The sequence below is a fragment of the Staphylococcus pseudintermedius genome, assembly GCF_001792775.2.
Lineage (GTDB): Bacteria > Bacillota > Bacilli > Staphylococcales > Staphylococcaceae > Staphylococcus > Staphylococcus pseudintermedius.
Window position 1 is genome coordinate 62,310 of sequence record NZ_MLGE02000005.1, and the last position, 17,219, is coordinate 79,528.

17 protein-coding genes and 3 pseudogenes are annotated in these 17,219 nt (G+C 37.7%); 10 read left to right on the forward strand and 10 right to left on the reverse strand.

Annotated elements, in window-relative coordinates; genetic code table 11:
* Positions 1 to 22 precede the first annotated feature (22 nt).
* The 3 genes from BJK46_RS05405 to BJK46_RS05415 form a co-directional block, all read right to left on the reverse strand.
* Positions 23 to 1,321 carry an HD domain-containing protein gene (locus BJK46_RS05405; protein ID WP_015728676.1) on the reverse strand — a complete coding sequence of 433 codons (1,299 nt, stop codon included), beginning with the start codon at positions 1,319 to 1,321 and terminating at the stop codon, positions 23 to 25.
* A gap of 22 nt (positions 1,322 to 1,343) precedes the next feature.
* Positions 1,344 to 1,823, reverse strand: coding sequence for a GNAT family N-acetyltransferase (locus BJK46_RS05410; protein WP_014614670.1), 480 nt, complete (start codon positions 1,821 to 1,823; stop codon positions 1,344 to 1,346).
* 409 nt (positions 1,824 to 2,232) lie between these two features.
* Positions 2,233 to 2,568, reverse strand: a complete 336-nt coding sequence (locus tag BJK46_RS05415; RefSeq protein WP_014614671.1) for a YuzB family protein — start codon at positions 2,566 to 2,568, stop codon at positions 2,233 to 2,235.
* 270 nt (positions 2,569 to 2,838) lie between these two features.
* Between BJK46_RS05415 and BJK46_RS05420 the strand changes: the two are divergent.
* The 6 genes and pseudogenes from BJK46_RS05420 to BJK46_RS05445 all read left to right on the forward strand — a co-directional run.
* Positions 2,839 to 3,450: pseudogene (locus BJK46_RS05420) on the forward strand (trypsin-like serine peptidase); the annotation flags it as partial.
* 363 nt (positions 3,451 to 3,813) lie between these two features.
* Positions 3,814 to 4,569, forward strand: a complete 756-nt coding sequence (locus BJK46_RS05425; RefSeq protein ID WP_103263699.1) for a trypsin-like serine peptidase — start codon at positions 3,814 to 3,816, stop codon at positions 4,567 to 4,569.
* Positions 4,570 to 4,776: 207 nt separating this feature from the next.
* Positions 4,777 to 5,487: a trypsin-like serine peptidase gene (locus tag BJK46_RS05430; protein ID WP_014614677.1), complete on the forward strand. Its 711-nt coding sequence runs from the start codon at positions 4,777 to 4,779 to the stop codon at positions 5,485 to 5,487.
* A 219-nt stretch (positions 5,488 to 5,706) separates the two neighbouring features.
* Positions 5,707 to 6,414: a trypsin-like serine peptidase gene (locus BJK46_RS05435; protein WP_037543866.1), complete on the forward strand. Its 708-nt coding sequence runs from the start codon at positions 5,707 to 5,709 to the stop codon at positions 6,412 to 6,414.
* Between the two features lie 222 nt (positions 6,415 to 6,636).
* Positions 6,637 to 7,356 carry a trypsin-like serine peptidase gene (locus BJK46_RS05440; protein WP_070407803.1) on the forward strand — a complete coding sequence of 240 codons (720 nt, stop codon included), beginning with the start codon at positions 6,637 to 6,639 and terminating at the stop codon, positions 7,354 to 7,356.
* Positions 7,357 to 7,561: 205 nt separating this feature from the next.
* A complete protein-coding gene (locus tag BJK46_RS05445) occupies positions 7,562 to 8,272 on the forward strand; it encodes a trypsin-like serine peptidase (RefSeq protein WP_014614679.1) in 711 nt (236 codons plus the stop codon).
* A 143-nt stretch (positions 8,273 to 8,415) separates the two neighbouring features.
* Here BJK46_RS05445 and BJK46_RS05450 read toward each other — a convergent pair whose 3' ends face one another.
* The 5 genes from BJK46_RS05450 to BJK46_RS05470 all read right to left on the reverse strand — a co-directional run bounded on the left by BJK46_RS05450 (position 8,416) and on the right by BJK46_RS05470 (position 12,840).
* The gene (locus BJK46_RS05450; protein WP_014614680.1) at positions 8,416 to 9,021 is read right to left on the reverse strand and encodes a DUF2812 domain-containing protein; all 606 of its coding nucleotides are present in this window, start codon (positions 9,019 to 9,021) and stop codon (positions 8,416 to 8,418) included.
* The gene (locus tag BJK46_RS05455; protein WP_014614681.1) at positions 9,005 to 9,337 is read right to left on the reverse strand and encodes a PadR family transcriptional regulator; all 333 of its coding nucleotides are present in this window, start codon (positions 9,335 to 9,337) and stop codon (positions 9,005 to 9,007) included. Before BJK46_RS05455 ends, BJK46_RS05450 begins: the two co-directional genes overlap by 17 nt.
* 152 nt (positions 9,338 to 9,489) lie before the next feature.
* Positions 9,490 to 11,031, reverse strand: coding sequence for an SLC13 family permease (locus BJK46_RS05460; protein WP_014614682.1), 1,542 nt, complete (start codon positions 11,029 to 11,031; stop codon positions 9,490 to 9,492).
* A gap of 579 nt (positions 11,032 to 11,610) precedes the next feature.
* Positions 11,611 to 12,072 carry a threonine/serine exporter family protein gene (locus BJK46_RS05465; protein ID WP_014614683.1) on the reverse strand — a complete coding sequence of 154 codons (462 nt, stop codon included), beginning with the start codon at positions 12,070 to 12,072 and terminating at the stop codon, positions 11,611 to 11,613.
* Positions 12,073 to 12,084: 12 nt separating this feature from the next.
* A complete protein-coding gene (locus tag BJK46_RS05470; protein ID WP_014614684.1) occupies positions 12,085 to 12,840 on the reverse strand; it encodes a threonine/serine exporter family protein in 756 nt (251 codons plus the stop codon).
* Positions 12,841 to 13,080: 240 nt separating this feature from the next.
* Here BJK46_RS05470 and BJK46_RS12640 point away from each other — a divergent pair.
* Positions 13,081 to 13,344: pseudogene (locus tag BJK46_RS12640) on the forward strand (AbrB/MazE/SpoVT family DNA-binding domain-containing protein).
* Positions 13,341 to 13,679, forward strand: a complete 339-nt coding sequence (locus BJK46_RS05480) for a type II toxin-antitoxin system PemK/MazF family toxin (protein ID WP_014614686.1) — start codon at positions 13,341 to 13,343, stop codon at positions 13,677 to 13,679. The pseudogene BJK46_RS12640 and the gene BJK46_RS05480 overlap by 4 nt, the downstream one beginning before the upstream one ends.
* Before the next feature lie 207 nt (positions 13,680 to 13,886).
* On the opposite strand, the gene hemQ is transcribed toward BJK46_RS05480, so the two are convergent.
* Entirely contained in the window at positions 13,887 to 14,642 is a 756-nt protein-coding gene (hemQ, locus tag BJK46_RS05485) for a hydrogen peroxide-dependent heme synthase (RefSeq protein ID WP_014614687.1), read from the reverse strand.
* A gap of 167 nt (positions 14,643 to 14,809) precedes the next feature.
* Between hemQ and pta the strand changes: the two genes are divergently transcribed.
* Together pta and BJK46_RS05495 are read left to right on the forward strand one after the other, a co-directional pair.
* Positions 14,810 to 15,799 carry a phosphate acetyltransferase gene (gene pta, locus BJK46_RS05490; protein ID WP_014614688.1) on the forward strand — a complete coding sequence of 330 codons (990 nt, stop codon included), beginning with the start codon at positions 14,810 to 14,812 and terminating at the stop codon, positions 15,797 to 15,799.
* The gene (locus BJK46_RS05495; protein WP_014614689.1) at positions 15,799 to 16,635 is read left to right on the forward strand and encodes a lipoate--protein ligase family protein; all 837 of its coding nucleotides are present in this window, start codon (positions 15,799 to 15,801) and stop codon (positions 16,633 to 16,635) included. Before pta ends, BJK46_RS05495 begins: the two co-directional genes overlap by 1 nt.
* A 153-nt stretch (positions 16,636 to 16,788) precedes the next feature.
* Here BJK46_RS05495 and BJK46_RS12420 read toward each other — a convergent pair.
* Positions 16,789 to 16,986, reverse strand: a pseudogene (locus BJK46_RS12420) (IS200/IS605 family transposase); the annotation flags it as partial.
* Between the last annotated feature and the right edge of the window lie 233 nt (positions 16,987 to 17,219).

Sequence of the window (17,219 nt, forward strand, 5' to 3'; positions counted from 1 at the left end):
CATGTATTCAGCACTCAAACGGTTAATTCAGTTCATTTAATAAGTTAATGATTTTCCCTTTAAGCTCTGGGTCTTCAATTTTCATAATCAGTTCTTTCGGGTAATACAATTTATAATCTTCACGTTTAATCCCCGTAATACTTGAAATAATTAACGATTGACTACTAATTTCACGGATGCCACCATTATTTTGTAGTAAGTGGATCGGTTGTCGATTGGAACCTGGGCGATCGTAATCGTAAGGTAAATCGGAAAATGAATCACTCACAAAATAGTAATCCGGATCAATGCCTGCTTGTTCAAATAAATCACGAAGCTCCGTAATCGTAATAATTGAGCCATCAAACGGTAAAAATTTAAATAAATCGCGATGAATAAAGCGGCGTGCCAAATCACTTAAAATCGGGTCGTCTTCATCAATCCAACGTTTCAAATAATACGTCACATCCGCTTCATCTAATTGGACGTATTCTTCAACAGTCGCACGATTTTCGAAAAACGGCACAAAATCACGCGGTGGAATATTAAATTCATAACCTTGTTCGTACAAATATTTCGCACGTTTAAAACAATGATTCAAGACAACTTCACCACCACGGCTCACCGGATGGAAATAAATTTGCCAATACATTTGATAACGGCTCATAATAAAGTTTTCAACCGCATGCATCCCACTCTCTTTAATCAACACTTCATCTGCAGAAGGGCGCATCAGCCGCAATATCCGTTCCATATCAAACGTACCATAAGACACCCCTGTAAAATATGCATCTCGTTGTAAATAATCCATACGGTCCGCATCAATTTGTGACGAAATCATCGACACGACCAATGAATTGTGATGTGTTTTATTTATCACTTCTGCCACTTCAGCCGGAAATGTTTCACTCACACGGCGCAATACCACATTCACTTCCGTATCGCCCATAATAATCGCTTGGGTATAGGCTTCGTGATCAGTATTAAAAATCTTTTCGAAACTATGTGAAAACGGGCCGTGTCCTAAATCATGCAATAACGCCGCACACATCGCGAGTGGACGATCGGCATTATCCCACTCTGGGCGACCTTTAAACGTCTCATCAATCATGCGACGGACAATTTCGTACACACCGAGGGAATGACCGAAACGACTATGTTCAGCAGTGTGAAAAGCTAAATTCAATGTCCCGAGCTGTTTAATCCGACGCAACCGTTGAAATTCTTTTGTTTTGATTAAATCCCAAATCAGCTGATCTTGAACGTGAATATAGCGATGAATGGGATCTTTGAACACTTTCTCTTCTGATAACTTACGTGTAACATAAGCTGTTTCTGTCAATCAAAACCCTCCTTGTTCGCATTTAACTTAATGGCTTTTTCATGAGTGCGAGATTCATCGTTTCACCGTACATCACATGTTCGTATGTACGAATGATTTCAAAGCCTTCTTGTTCATAAAATGCGACACCTTTTTCATTTTTTGTATCGACTTCTAAATAGACCGCATCATATTGACCTTCATAATGTGCGAGGCCTTGTTCTAAAAGTAAGCGACCGTACCCTTTATTTTGAGAATGTGGGCGTACGTAATGCGCAGACAAATACAGCTCACTACCTTGAATAAAATTCGCAAAACCGACCACTTCTTGCCCTTCAATCGCAACCATGAATAATTGTTCTTCTAATCGTTTACGCAAATGCTCTTCGTTATATGAAGCTGCGAGGAGTTCATTCACAGTTGAAGCTGCATAAATATTTAAGTACGTATTGTACCACGCTTTTGTCGCAACATCGCGGATACCTATTACATCATCTGGTGTAGCAATTCTTACTTCATACATTCCACATTTCGCTCCTTATTGCTTGCTAGAATACTTTTTATTATATCATAAATCAAGTCCTAAACAGCGCGTAAAATGCTTCAGATTGCAAGTGCTTTCAAGTCGTGTAGCATTGAATGTTGATACATAGTTCCACAACACCTGTATAGAAAATTGTCGCTACTTTACTTTTCATTGCATTTTGCTTTTCATTATTAATGATTGTGGATATTTCATGCGCTTTTTAACTCAATTTGAATTTTTTTCAATTTCTTCATTATAGATTCTTTTTCCCTTAGCTCCAATTTTATATCCAGTCTGTTCATTTTTTGATGATTAAACGAGCCTTACGCATAAAAAAAGAGACGTGCCTTTTCAAAATTAAAGGGGCGTCTCTTTGCCTATGAATATATTGAATAAGTAATTGGGCTTATGCTTTACGATTTGCCAATTTCTCTTTTAATTTACGGTCTTGCTCTTCTTTCCGACGCTTTCGCTCTTCATTACGCTTTCTCAAACGCTCTTCTTCTTCAGGATCGCGTGGCTTTTGAAGCTGCTTCTGAACTTTTTCCATCAACTCTTCTTCAGTCGTTGCAGCAAGTGGCCGGTTATTAACAAACGCAAATGTTTTACGTCGACCTGGTCCACAATATGATTGGCAACCTACTTCAATCTCAGCGTCTGGGTCTAGCTTTTTTAGTTTTTGTGTCAACGTTTTGAGATTCACCGCTTGGCAATCATCGCAAACCAAAAATTTATTTTTCACCTCGACGTCCCACCTCTCAATTTTTTAACTCTATTCATTTTACTCTTTTTTCTCAATTTTTCAAGGTAGAAATATTCAAATAGCACTACGACTTGTTAAAATACACACCCTTTTCCCGCAAACCTCATTAGTCAATTGCCATAAATTTATGCTTCAAGTAGGTCGTGCTTGCCACACATCGATGTTCAATACGTTCTCATCTATCTGTCATTGTACGCTTTTTGATGCATTACTAAAGGTAAACAAACGTCTGCTCCAAACATAGCGGTAGACGCTCACAGTAAATATAGTGCATATTACCAAGTGACTTCAACCCGCTTTTGTTCAGCCATCCTAATTTCATCAACTGCCGCACTCACCGCCAAACATTGTGTAGGGGCTAAACCTGCCAAAAGAAGCGGTAGAATATATCCAGGGCTTAATGGAAACAAAAGGCCATTTGGTTATATGAATATTAGCACCTACACGCCACATCCAAATCCAAAGTATGATATTGCAATCATAAAAGGAACCGAAAGAGATCAAGATAGATTCTACAAATACTACATTAAAAAATTCACAACAACAGTTCGAGGTTATACCGATGATGAGTTGAGCGGTTTCGTTGGTGATGAAGTATACTCCTATGGTTACCCTAACAGGAAGCCAGCTCCCATAAAAGTACAATACCGTAGCGATGGCAATATTTATAAACATTTAAAAAGTCCAAAACCTTACCTTCTTACGGACATGCCTGGTTATGACGGGCAATCAGGGTCGGGGGTCTTCAAAAAAGATGGCAGTTTTATAGGCATTATCATCACAAGAACAAAGGATAACAAAGCCAATACACTCCCTTTTACCGAAGATATTGCAAATTGGATTAATAAAAATGCGAAATAACACGCTGTTTTTTCTTTAAGTTGCTGGAACTCTCAGCACGAAGAGGTTGGAACTCGATGTCCAGCCTCTTAATTATGTAGTGGATAAGTTTAATGTGCATTTGGTGATATCCCGTCATCATTTTATGAATACTTTTTATTCAGTCGTCTCCCCGCTCAATTTTTCCGGAAAACAATTATTCAAATGCCTAAACTTATCTTTCAGACTATTTTTGAATATCACGCTCAGCATTACGTACATTATCATCCACCTGTGATTTTGTGTTTTTAAATTAAGTCTTGAGGAAAAATGATATAACATAAAATAAACATAATATTTTATTCGTGTTAATATCTTTAATATAATATAAAATAGGTGTATAAAATGAAAAAGTTACAGTTACTTCTCTCATTGCCTTTAGCCTACCTTATTACGCCTGTAGATGCTGTTTATGGCAAAGAAACTGGAATGAACTCAGATGCAGTTTCTAAGCCCCACCAAGACATGGTTCCAGATACGGTTAAAGACTCTCATAGTAAATATGCTGCAAAATTCAAAATGAAGGATGGACACGTTTGTACAGCGATTTTAATTTCATCCACAGCGGCATTAACCGCGAGACATTGTGCAGGGACTGAACGACAAAAATATGTCGGTACAATATATCCTGGCGCTTCGGGAACAAAAACGCCTTTTGGCTATATGAATATTAGTGAATACATTCCACATCCGAATCAAGATCTATTTAAAAAGTATGATATAGCACTACTAAAAGGAACCGAAAGAGATCAGGATAAGTTCTACAAATATTACATTAGAAAATTCAAAACGTCAGTGACAGGTTATACAGATGATCAATTTCAGAAATTCAGCGGTAAAGAAATATACTCTTATGGCTATCCTTACAAAGGAAGCGATTTTTATCAATACCGGAGTGACGGTTCAATTACGAGATATGTTGAGCGCTTTAAATCTATTCAAACAGATTTACCAACTGTTGTAGGTCAATCTGGGTCTGGGGTTTTCACAAAAAATGGTGAATTTATTGGAATAGTTATTGAAAGTACTACTGACCGCAAAGGGATTGTACTCCCTTTTACTCAAGAAATTGCAGATTGGATTAACGCAAACGCGAATTAAGAACTTGCTTCTTCATCAATTTCTCTATCTCTTTGATTACGCATACTAAAAAATAAAAGCTCGTGCATGATTTCCAACCTCTTATTTTTGTTATGACTTAACTACAATAAAAAGTTCGGGTTATTCATCCTAACACCACTCTTTTTATTTCATAACTTCATAAGATTATTTATATATTCAATCATATCTAATTAAAGGAGTGATAATATGAAGAAATTACGATTAATAACATTACTGTCTCTCGTATGCTTTATCTTTTTGCCTGTCAATACTGCTTTTGCCCAGAAAGGAACACAAGTCGTTGTCTCAGATACAGTCAAAGACCCCCACAGTAGATATACTGCAAAATATGAATCTGGTACACATCAACATTGTACTGCTATACTCATTTCGTCAACTGTCGCATTAACTGCTAAACATTGTGGTGGAAATAATCGCAAATCTTTTAATGGGACAATTTATCCAGGAGAGTCTGGGTTAAGTACGCCATTCGGCTATATGAATATCAGTACCTATATTCCTAACCCAGACTATGACATCGCAATATTGAAAGGGACTAAACAAGACCAAAGTCGAGCTTACCAATACTATATTAAAAATTTCAGTACAAAAGTTAGCGGTTTCACAGATGCCGAATTCGATGGTTTCGTAAACCGAGAGGCATACTCTTATGGGTATCCTTACAAATTCAGCGGTTATAAGCAATACCGTAGCGACGGTCAAGTTACTTTTCATCAAAAAAATCCCGCTCTTCTTCGTACGACTTTGCCTACTCATGAGGGACAATCGGGATCAGGTGTGTTTTTAAAAAATGGTGAATTAACCGGAATTCTTATCACTAGAACACAAAACTACGAAGGAAATATCCTCCCTTTTACAAAAGGAATTGCAGAATGGGTTAACAAAAACGCAAATTAAGCTTTACTGTAGACAAGTTCACTGTCTTTATTTTCACATCAAAGAGGCTCACAGTTAATTTTCAACTATTGAATGATGTCACGACTTTAATACAACATGTAATACGCACCGTACATTGCTATTTAACATATTTACACACAGCTGTAACTTTGTCCTTATTATTTCATAACTTCACTGAATTATTATTTCATCAAAAGATATCATTAAAGGAGTCACAACATGAAAAAATTACAATTGCTACTTTTATTGTCCTTAGCTTGCTTTGTCCTTTTACCTGTCGATACTGCTTTTGCCAAAAAAGGTACACAAGAAGTCGTCTCTGATACAGTTGCAGATCCTCACAGTAAATATACCGCCAAATACGAGTCTGGTACTCGTCGTGTTTGTACAGCCATTCTCATTTCTTCAACTGCCGCAGTGACTGCTAAACATTGTGGAGGAACTCAACGCTTATCACCCGCTGGCACGATATATCCAGGCGCATCAGGACCACTTATGCCTTTTGGTTATATGAATATTAGGAACTACATTCCACATCCAACGCAAGATATTGCAGTAATCAAAGGAATTTCAAGAGATCAAAGTAAAGCCTATCAATACTATATTAGACCATTCACTACACAAGTTACTGGTTATTCTGATGACGCATTAAGAGGTTTTGTTGGTCAAGAAGTATATTCTTATGGCTACCCTTACAGAGATGGTGTTTTTAGGCAATATCGAAGTGATGGCATTATTAAATTTTATGTTAAACCTCCTCTTCTTGTTACGGATATGCCTGCTCTTGGAGGACAATCGGGGTCGGGCGTTTTCAAGAAAGATGGACAATTTGTCGGCATTATCATTGGAAGAAGGAGTGATGGCGAAGCAAATGTACTCCCTTTTACTCAAGAAATTGCAGAATGGGTTAACAAAAACGCAAATTAAGGTTGCTGTAATCGTGTAATCTTCCTATTCTTTATCATTCATGCCAAAGAGACTGGTACATCACCCTATCCTCTTACTTTTGTTATAACTTAAATGTAAAAAAATTGCGTCATTCACCATCGCACGCTTTTCATTTTATAGCTCCACAGGATTGTTATTTCATAAAATTTTAAGGTGATTCTTTTAATATATTAAATAATCAAATATTAAAGGAGTGATAACATGAAAAAATCATGCTCGATACTATTAATGTCACTAGTATGCTTTTTCTTCTTCCCTATTGATGCTACTTATGCTAAAGGAACACAAGTCCTTGTACCAGATACAGTTGCTGATCCTCACAGTAAATATACTGCAAGATACGAATCTGGCACGCATAAACAATGTACCGCCATTCTCATTTCTTCCAGTGTCGTATTAACTGCTAAACATTGCGGCGGAGATCACCCCACGACATATAACGGGACGATTTATCCAGGTGAATCAGGGTTGAGCACACCTTTTGGCTATATGAATATCAGTACCTATATTCCTAACCCAGACTATGACATTGCAATATTAAAAGGGACTGAACAAGACAAAACTAATGCTTATAAATACTATATTAAACCGTTCAAAACGCCAGTGACAGCATTCTCAGATGAAACACTAAGTTCCTTCATTGGCCAAGATGTTTATTCCTATGGTTATCCATCCAAGTATGGCGGATACAAACAATACCGTAGCGATGGCAAAATGAATTTTTACGAAAAAAATAACAAACTTTTTCTGACATCACTACCTACTTTTGAAGGACAATCTGGATCCGGCGTTTTCAAAAAAGATGGTCAATTTGTTGGACTTCTCATTACAAGAACACAAGACTATGAAGGAAACTTTCTTCCTTTCACTCAAGAAGTTGCAGACTGGGTTAACACAAACAGTAACGGGCCTGTATCGTAGATGGATGATTTCTCAACGTTAAGCTTCAAGTCTCAGCGTCTCATCTATGAATAGCGCCCTTGGACGGGTGTGATGACTTCAATATCGAAAGTGGTGAGTGCTGTGCAACACAATTCAACTTGTTATACTTCGTTACAACTTTGTCCTTATAATTTCATATCTTCCTGAATAATTATTCCATAAAAACAATTAGAGGAGTGACAAAATGAAAAAATTACAATTGCTACTTTTATTGTCCTTAGCTTGCTTTATCCTTTCCCCTGTTGACGCTGCTTTTGCCAAAAAAGGAACACAAGTCATCGTCCCTGATACAGTCGCAGATCCTCACAGTAAATATACCGCCAAATACGAGTCTGCAGATCACTCGCATTGTACTGCCATACTGATTTCATCAACTGTTGCATTAACCGCTAAACATTGTGGCGGGAATCATCCTACAACATACAATGGGACGATTTATCCAGGCGAGTCAGGATTAAAAACACCTTTTGGTTATATGAATATTAGCACTTACATTCCAAACTCGAAATATGATATCGCCATATTGAAAGGGACTGAGAAAGACCAAAGTAAAGACTATCATTACTATATTAAACCATTCAAGACAGCTGTTACAGGTTTCACAGATGACACGCTTGACAGTTTCGTCGGCCTTGAAACATACTCTTATGGTTACCCGTATAAATTTAGCGGTTATAAGCAATATCGCAGTGATGGTGAAATAAGTTTTTATCAAAACACCGAGCCTATCCTTCGTACAACATTACCCACTCATGAAGGCCAATCAGGATCGGGTGCTTTCTTAAAAGATGGTCGATTTGTAGGAATTATCATCACAAGAACACAAGACTACGAAGGGAACGTCCTTCCTTTCAACCAAGAAATTGCAGATTGGGTTAACAAAAACGCAAATTAGGACTTCACCGTTTCACTTGTCCCTTAATACTCATGGCAAAAAAGAGGCTGATGCATCACAATCAGCCTCTTCGTTATGGGGTCAACTGTAAATTAAAACAATGTGCCCTACTATTTTACACATAGAAAAGATGAATGTTTTCCTTATACAATAAGCTCTTTCAATTTCTTTTTGAATTGATGATACACGACAAATAGCGGTATCAATAAAATGAAATAAAGGTAGTATCCTAAAAAGCGCATTACCGCAAATGGGAACTCAAACAAGTATGCACGCCAAAACTGTGCACCTTCCATGTCCCACAAACCCGGCGTTAAAAAAATGTCTCTACTGTAATGATTTTGCGTCAAGTTCGTCACGAATAATGCGAAATATACTAAAAGCAAAGCATCCAAAAATTTCAGCCAGCGTTTGTAATAATTGCTTAAAGACTCTCGATCAGAAAACAACACTTCTGTCTCGTCCCCTGCCTTCATCCAATATTGTTTCGTACAACCGCCGCGGTACCCATGTACGTGCTCCCAACCAAATGATTCGTATAAAGCAAGATAATCATTCATTTTTTGGCGGCTATAAATTTCTTGATAATCTAAGCGTACGATATGCGATTCATTGGTCTTTTCGAAATAATAATTGCCAAAAAATGACACTCTGGTTAAACGATAGCCTTGTTGAAGTTGATCATTAAGCCATCGTTCTTCTTTGAGGGGATCAAAAAAACATTTCCACTTTTTATAACGTACTTTCATCTAAAGACCCTCCTTGTTGATAAAGTGACACTAAATGTTGCAAGCGTTCTGTTTCAAGTTTCAAAATTTCTTCGCCTCGTGCTGTGATTTGGTACACTTTGCGTCGTTCTTTCGGATCGCTAATCATTTGAATATAGCCATGTTTACTTAAATTTTCTAATGCCCCGTACAATGTGCCTGCAGCGATTTGTACATGTCCTAAACTTAACTCTTGGACATAAGTCATCACACTATAGCCATGCAAGGGTTGTCGTAATGCTAATAAAATGTAATGCATTGTTTCGGATAACGGGACAAGTTGAGGTCTTTTTTTCATTTATTTCACCACACATTATATAGTTCAACTGTATAGTTTGATTGTATAGTTCGACTGTATAATTGTCAACCAGTAAAAAATAGGCATTGAACACTGTCATCTGTCAATGAACTCAGACAATGGTTCAACGCCTATGGAAATATGCATTTGTATTATTTTTTCACTGGAATGCTATGAGTAATATCAATACCTAACACGAGCGGCATGATAAAGTACACGACGACGATAATCACGACAATACTAATTAAGTTCATGATAAAACCTTTGACTGCCATTTCTTTAATTTGAATTTTACCTGTACCAAAGACAATTGCGTTCGGTGGTGTCCCTACGGGCAACATGTATGCACAGTTAGCGGCCATCGCTGCAGGCGCCATTAACAGTAATGGGTGCACGTCAATCGCTACAGAAAGTGTCGCTAATATTGGTAAAATCATCGTAGCTGTCGCTGTATTAGATGTGATTTCCGTTAAGAACAAGATGAACACGGTAATGACAACGACGATAATAAGCGGGCTGACCCCTTTTAACAATGTCAACTGTTCACCGAGCCAAGCCGCGAGTCCACTTTGTTGAATCCCTTTAGCTAAGGCTAAACCGCCACCAAATAGAATGAGTACGCCCCACGGTAATTCTTTAGCGACAGACCAATCTAAAATGCGTTGATGTTGGTGTTTCGCTGGAATTAAAAATAGTAAAATGGACACGAACATCGCAATCGTACCATCTGCCACGAGTTCTGTGAAAGCCCATTTAGATAATAAAAATTCACGTGAAATCCATAAAAAACTCGCTAATAAAAAGACGAGAAATACGACTTTTTCTTCATATTTGATTTTACCTAACGCGTCCAATTTGTCTTTGATGACCTTTTGACCGCCTGGCAATGTCTTCATATCGTGACGGAACGCGATAAATTTGAAGTACAGCCATGCTAAAAATAACAGTAAAATGACTGTTGGTACACCGACAATCATCCATTTCGCAAAGCTCAGTTCGCCACCAAAGTTTGTCGCGTATTGCCCTTTTAAAATGATTAAAGGCGGCGTTCCAATAAGCGTACCCAAGCCCCCAATAGTGCCGGCATAACCGATACCGAGCACAAGTGAGCGTTCAAACTTTTGAATACTTTCATCACTATCCGCTTCTGTTTTCAATGCATTGGCTTCTTTAATAATCGCCAAACCAATCGGAATCATAATCATTACCGCAGCTGTGTTCGATACAAACATCGATAAACCACCCGTTGCGACCATGAAACCGAGTAAAATGCGCCCTGTACTTGTACCAATACTGCTAATAATCGTGAGGGCAATACGTGTATGTAAGTCCCAACGTTCCATCGCAATGGCTAGTATAAAACCACCTAAGAAGAGATAAATGATATCATTCCCGTATTGCGCGGACACGGTTGCACTGTTCATGACATGTCCTAACGGCAATAGCACGAGTGGCAATAAACTTGTCGCTGGAATTGGAATGGCTTCTGTAATCCACCAAATCGCAATCCAAGCTGTAATCGCAAGGACGTAAACCCCTTTGAAAGCTAAATCATCTGGTCGAACAAAAAGTAAAATCAATGCAAACAATAATGGTCCGAGGACGAGTCCGATTGATTGAGCCAATGTGTACGATGGATCCTTCTTTTTGTCCGTAAAAAAAGTTAACAATCTTGATTCGTTTGGATTGTTCATGATGCATCCCCCTTTGTTTTCAATAGAACACCCCAAATTGTATTAATTTTTTAAATAGTATAGCATATTTGACGATTGTGTATCTAGAGTAAGTTAAGCGCTTTCTTTGATGGCATATTTCTATTGAACACCCCATTTAAATATGATTCAATCCAATACAGAAAATATTCACTCAAAAATGGACCATCATTTAAAAAATAGGGTATTGTGATAAAGAGAACAACGATAGCAAAGTTTGATTGAAAAAAACACACAAGTTCATGTGTACTCAGTGCCACTGGACAGCGTGATAAAGAAGGTGATGGGATGGAGAAACTCATTTATGCACTTAAAATAGGGGTAGTCTATTTTTTAGTCTATTGCACAGCGCGCTATTTTAGGCCCACATTTGATTATTTTTTTGAGACCGTAGTGTTTTCTTTGGTCGTTGCCCTTTTAACTGTATTTATTTCTTTATTTTTAATCGAGAAGCCCAAAAGTTAACACATTACTAACGCCAGTATAGGTTGAAGTTTCATTCCCTCCATCTATACTGGCGTTTTTCTAGTGATATACAGCCACTAACCTGAAATCTTTACACTATTTTTTAGCAGGCAACTTCAATATCGCAATCGGTTTACGAATAAATGACTTCGCCACTTGATCCGAAATTAACAATCCGACCGCAATCGCGCCAGCAATCAATGTAGCACGAACGAAGATGTCACTCGCTTCATTAAAGTTCAATGTCAATAATTGTTGGGTCGCTTTAAAAAATATACTTCCTGGCACTAGCGGAATAATACCGGGCACCATGAATAGAATCACGGGCGATTTATATTGACGCGCCATGACATGCGAAATGATGCCGAGAACGAAACTACCATACAGACTCGCGTATATGCTATCGATGCTGAATATTTCAAAAGCGATATGAAATGTTAAATAGCCGAAACCGCCGCATAAACCAGCCGGTAAAAACAACCGTTTCGGCGCATCATATACAAATGCAAAACAAAAAGAGGTTAAAAAGCTACATATGAAAATAAATACTATCGTCATGGTTGCCACCTCCTACAAGATGAGAAACGCTGTCGTTACACCTGCACCAATCGCAAATGATGTGACAATCGCTTCTAAAAATTTGGCGGTAAACATCAGCATGTGACGTCCGAATAAATCTTGAATGGCTGTCGTAATTAAGACGCCCGGCACAATCGGCATCACCGCTGCAGTAATGGTGGCACCGATATTAGGACTACCCAACCAATGATTTAACGGTATCGCAATTAACCCAATCACAATGGCGCCTAAAAAGTCGGGAATAAATAATGTGAGTTCTTTACTTTTCATCCATTCTGTCACGAAATAGCCCATTGCGCCGGCAAGCACTGCAGGAAGTAGGTCAACCCATGTGGCACCTTGTAAATATAAAAAGCCCATCGAGATCAGTCCCGCAAACAACATTTTGTGCCCCAATGCATACCGTTGCTGCTTATGTTCTAATTGTTTCAACATTGCATAAGCTTCTTTAAAATCAATCGCCTGCCGTGCAATTTGACGCGAAACGTGATTCACTAAATAAATATTCCTTAAATTCGTGTCGTTCTTTTTAATCCTTACCATACGTGTTTCGTGGTCCGGGGATAATGAAAAATTAATAAAAATATTGAGCGCATAACCTTGTGTCTCTTCATATCCGTAACTTTGTGCAATTCGCGTCATCGTATCTTCCACACGCGTCGCCTCAGCACCACATTCTAATAAAATACGCCCTGCCAATGTCACCAGATTCGTAACCTCTCGATCTGTGGGTATGTATCGCGTCATCTCCGTCACCTACTTTTATGTATTTCTATCTGCATCCAAATTGGAAAGGCCTATACTCTGCCACTTAGTTTAAAAATTATAACCGATTTGCGTTGAGATTGCTATGATAGATGATAACGCCACTCACCCCTATCAAAATAGATGTATCGCTTATAGCATAATCATTTCCTCAAACCTTTCACTTTTTGTATTTACATAAGTAAGTACTTTTATTGTAATATGTTTATGGAGATGATAAAAATGACTCAAACATTTAACGATGTAAGTAAATCGACCGAACGCATTTTAAAAACGGAAATAGTCAAGCTATGAGTTAAAGTAAAAAAACGATTCAATCCGTTGATTTTGAGATTGGCGATACAGTTGAAGTACAAAAAATAAATGGCGGGCTGTTCATTACTAAAAAAGAAGTATCTATATAGTATCAAAAACTTCTTCCAAAATGGTAGTAAGTATCAAGAATCAGAAGTAGAGTTCGGCGAAAGTGTGGGTCGTGAAATATGAGTATTAAACAATTTGACATCATTTACATTGATTTAAATCCAACTCGCGGTCGTGAAAAACAAAACATAAGACCTTGTTTAGTGATCAATAACCAAATGATGATTGACGGCACTGAATTTGTATGGGTTGTACCTATCATAAATCGTGAGTTGCGTTATCCAACCGATATAGAACTTAAAACCAAAAAAGGACTGGTATCTGGCGTGATAGATACGATTCAAATACGTGCTTTAGACTTAAACGCTCGCCAACATCACTATAAAGATGCATTACAAGACAATCTAAAAAGTAAAGTTTTAAAAGCAATACAAACATATTTAAATCCAAACTACTAAAATGTGATAGAAATTTTTAAAAAATATAGTAATAGAAAGGATTAAACAATCAAACGCCATGATTGCTTTGATAATACTTAAGTCTAATGGAAATTCCAGGCAACGATTAATTCACAAGACCATTTAATCCAGCGAAAATGATCGATTTTTCTTCCATATCAAAAAAGACAGTGTCGCCCTTATATCGACGTACACTGCCTCCCTTCATTAATGTTCAATTGTCATTAACGCATCAAAACGTGCTGTATCTAAACGGTGACCAACGAAGAAGCTGCCAAATTCACCGTAACGTGCAGTCGTTTCATCAAAGCGCATTTCATAAACGATTTTTTTGAATTGGAGCACGTCATCTGCAAATAGCGTCACGCCCCATTCAAAATCATCGAAACCTACTGAACCAGTAATGAACTGCTTAATTTTACCTGCATATTTACGACCAATCATCCCGTGATCGTACATTAATTTTTTACGTTCTTCCATAGATAACATGTACCAGTTATATGTCTCATTACGACGTTTATTCATCGGATAGAAACAGATGTATTCTTTTTCTGGTAGTTCTGGGTACAATCTTGCTTTCACATGTGGGTTTTCGTATGGATCTTCATTGGAATCCCCTGCAAGATAGTTACTTAATTCTACAACAGATACGTATGAATACGTCGGAATGAAATGGTCTGAAATAGCTAACTTATTCATTTCGTTTTCAATTTCAGTTAAATCTTTCATTTCTGGACGTAACACCCATAACAGTAAGTCTGCTTTTTGACCTGTTACGTTATATAACACTTGGTCACCTTGTCCCTCTGATTGCGCCTGTTTCAACCGATCCATTAAACGATGAAACTCAGCAATCATGTCTGCTCTATCTTCTTGTGGCACTAAACGCCAAGATGCCCAATCTATCGCATAAAATAAATGTAAACTATACCAACCATCTAAAGTCTCCGCTGCATGACTCATTCAGAACACTCCTTTGAATTAATATTATCTATACAAACTAAATTTTATCATAAATGATTCAGACACAACGATTTAAATGATTACAAATTAGTGTCATGGAAATCTCACTATAAATGCCGTATAATAATAGGTGGAAAATCGATGAAGGAAAGCAGAGGAGGACCATTATGTCTAGTTTATTAGATGTACTTAAAGACAAACTTTCAGGTAAAAATGTGCGTATCGTATTACCAGAAGGAGAAGATGAGCGTGTATTAACAGCCGCTGTTGATTTACAAGCTTCTGACTATGTTGCGCCGATCGTATTAGGGAATGTTGACAAAATTAAAGCACTTGCTGCAGAAAAATCTTTAAATATTGAAGGTTTAAATATCATCCAACCTGATACGAGCGACCTAAAAGCAACACTCGTTGAACAATTTGTAGAACGTCGTAAAGGGAAAGCGACTGAAGAACAAGCACAATCGTTATTAAATGATGTGAACTACTTCGGTACAATGCTTGTTTATGCAGGTCATGCTGACGGTTTAGTGAGCGGTGCAGCCCACTCAACAGCAGACACTGTTCGTCCAGCGCTTCAAATTATCAAAACAAAACCAGGTGTTTCTAAGACATCAGGTATTTTCTTCATGATTAAAGAAGATCAACAATTTATTTTCGGTGACTGTGCGATTAACCCTGAATTAGCCGCATCAGACTTAGCTGAAATTGCGGTTGAAAGCGCGAAAACTGCACAAAGCTTCGGCATGGACCCACGTGTAGCGATGTTAAGCTTCTCAACAAAAGGTTCTGCAAAATCAGACGACACTGAAAAAGTCGCTGAAGCTGTAAAATTGGCACAAGAAAAAATCGACGCTGAAAACTTATCAGACGTCATTATTGATGGTGAATTCCAATTTGATGCTGCAATCGTACCAGAAGTGGCTAAGAAAAAAGCACCTGATGCAAAAATCCAAGGCGACGCAAACGTATTTATTTTCCCAAGTCTTGAAGCAGGTAACATTGGTTACAAAATTGCGCAACGTTTAGGCGGTTATGATGCCATTGGTCCTGTCCTACAAGGTTTAAACTCACCTGTGAATGACTTATCACGCGGTAGCTCTACAGAAGACGTTTACAACTTATCTATTATTACAGCAGCTCAAAGTTTACAATAATGGATTTAGCACATAAATATTTTAATGGTCACACATGGCGCTATGTGGACCATTCTTCTGGTTTAGAGCCCATGCAGTCTTTCGCTTTTGACGACACCTTTTCAGAAAGTGTCGGCGCGGACTTATCTCCTAGTGTTGTGCGGACATGGGTACATCAACATACGATTATTTTAGGCATTCACGATTCACGTTTGCCTTATTTGAAAGATGGTATTCAATATTTAACAGATGAACGTGGCTATAATGCGATTGTGCGTAACTCAGGCGGTCTCGGTGTCGTCTTAGATCAAGGCATTTTAAATATTTCCTTAATGTTCAAAGGGAAGACTGAAGTGACTATTGATGAGGCATTTACAGTCATGTATTTGTTGATGAGTCAAATGTTTGAAGATGATTTTACGGAGATAGCGACACATGAAATTACGCATTCGTATTGCCCAGGCAAGTTTGATTTAAGTATCAACAATCAAAAATTTGCCGGTATTTCACAACGCCGTGTTCGTGGTGGCATCGCCGTTCAAATTTACTTGTGCGTCGAAGGTTCAGGAAGTGAGCGTGCAGAACTGATGCGTGCCTTTTATGAACGCGCATTGAAAGGTGAAAAGACGAAGTTTACTTATCCAGACATTCATCCATCTAGTATGGCGTCATTAGAAGAATTACTTGGCCGTCCAATCACCGTGCAAGATGTCATGTTTAAACTACTCTATGCGATTAAGGATTTAGGTGGCAGTTTAAATATGGATCCAATGACCCCACACGAATGGGAACGGTATGAACATTATTATGAACGCATGCTCGATCGTAACGCGAAAATGAATGCAAAATTGGATTAAATCAAAACCACCCGTGTGAACGGGTGGTTTTGATTTGAGTCCAAAAGCATCTGTTACTGGCCATCACTTTTAAGGGCTCTGAGAAAATCAGCCAACTGTACTACTTTCTCAGCGATCCTTAAAAGTATTCTATTTTTCCTCAACTTTTTATTATCATCCCCTGTAAATTGTAAATGGTTCTATGTATTCCATAATTGTGAGCTGTTCTACTACGATATCCTCTTGTAGTTGATTTCGAATACATTCTTCTATTACCTTTTTATTTCTTCCAACCGTATCTACATAAAAACCTATGCACCAAAATTTTCTATTCCCATACCTATGTTTCAAATGTGCATGTTTATCAAAAACATTAAACACATTGAATCTACACTTATTTCTTATGATACCTGACACAGCACTGCATATTCTCATGATTTTACGACTAATTAGTTCTATCGTATTAATAATAGAATTAATTAGTTTGTAATAATAATATATGAGAGAAAAGCGCGCTAGCAAAACTTGCTTTAATGTATTTTATTATTTTTATTAACATTTTGAATAAAATAGAGCAAATACACAAAATAGCACATTGATTTTTA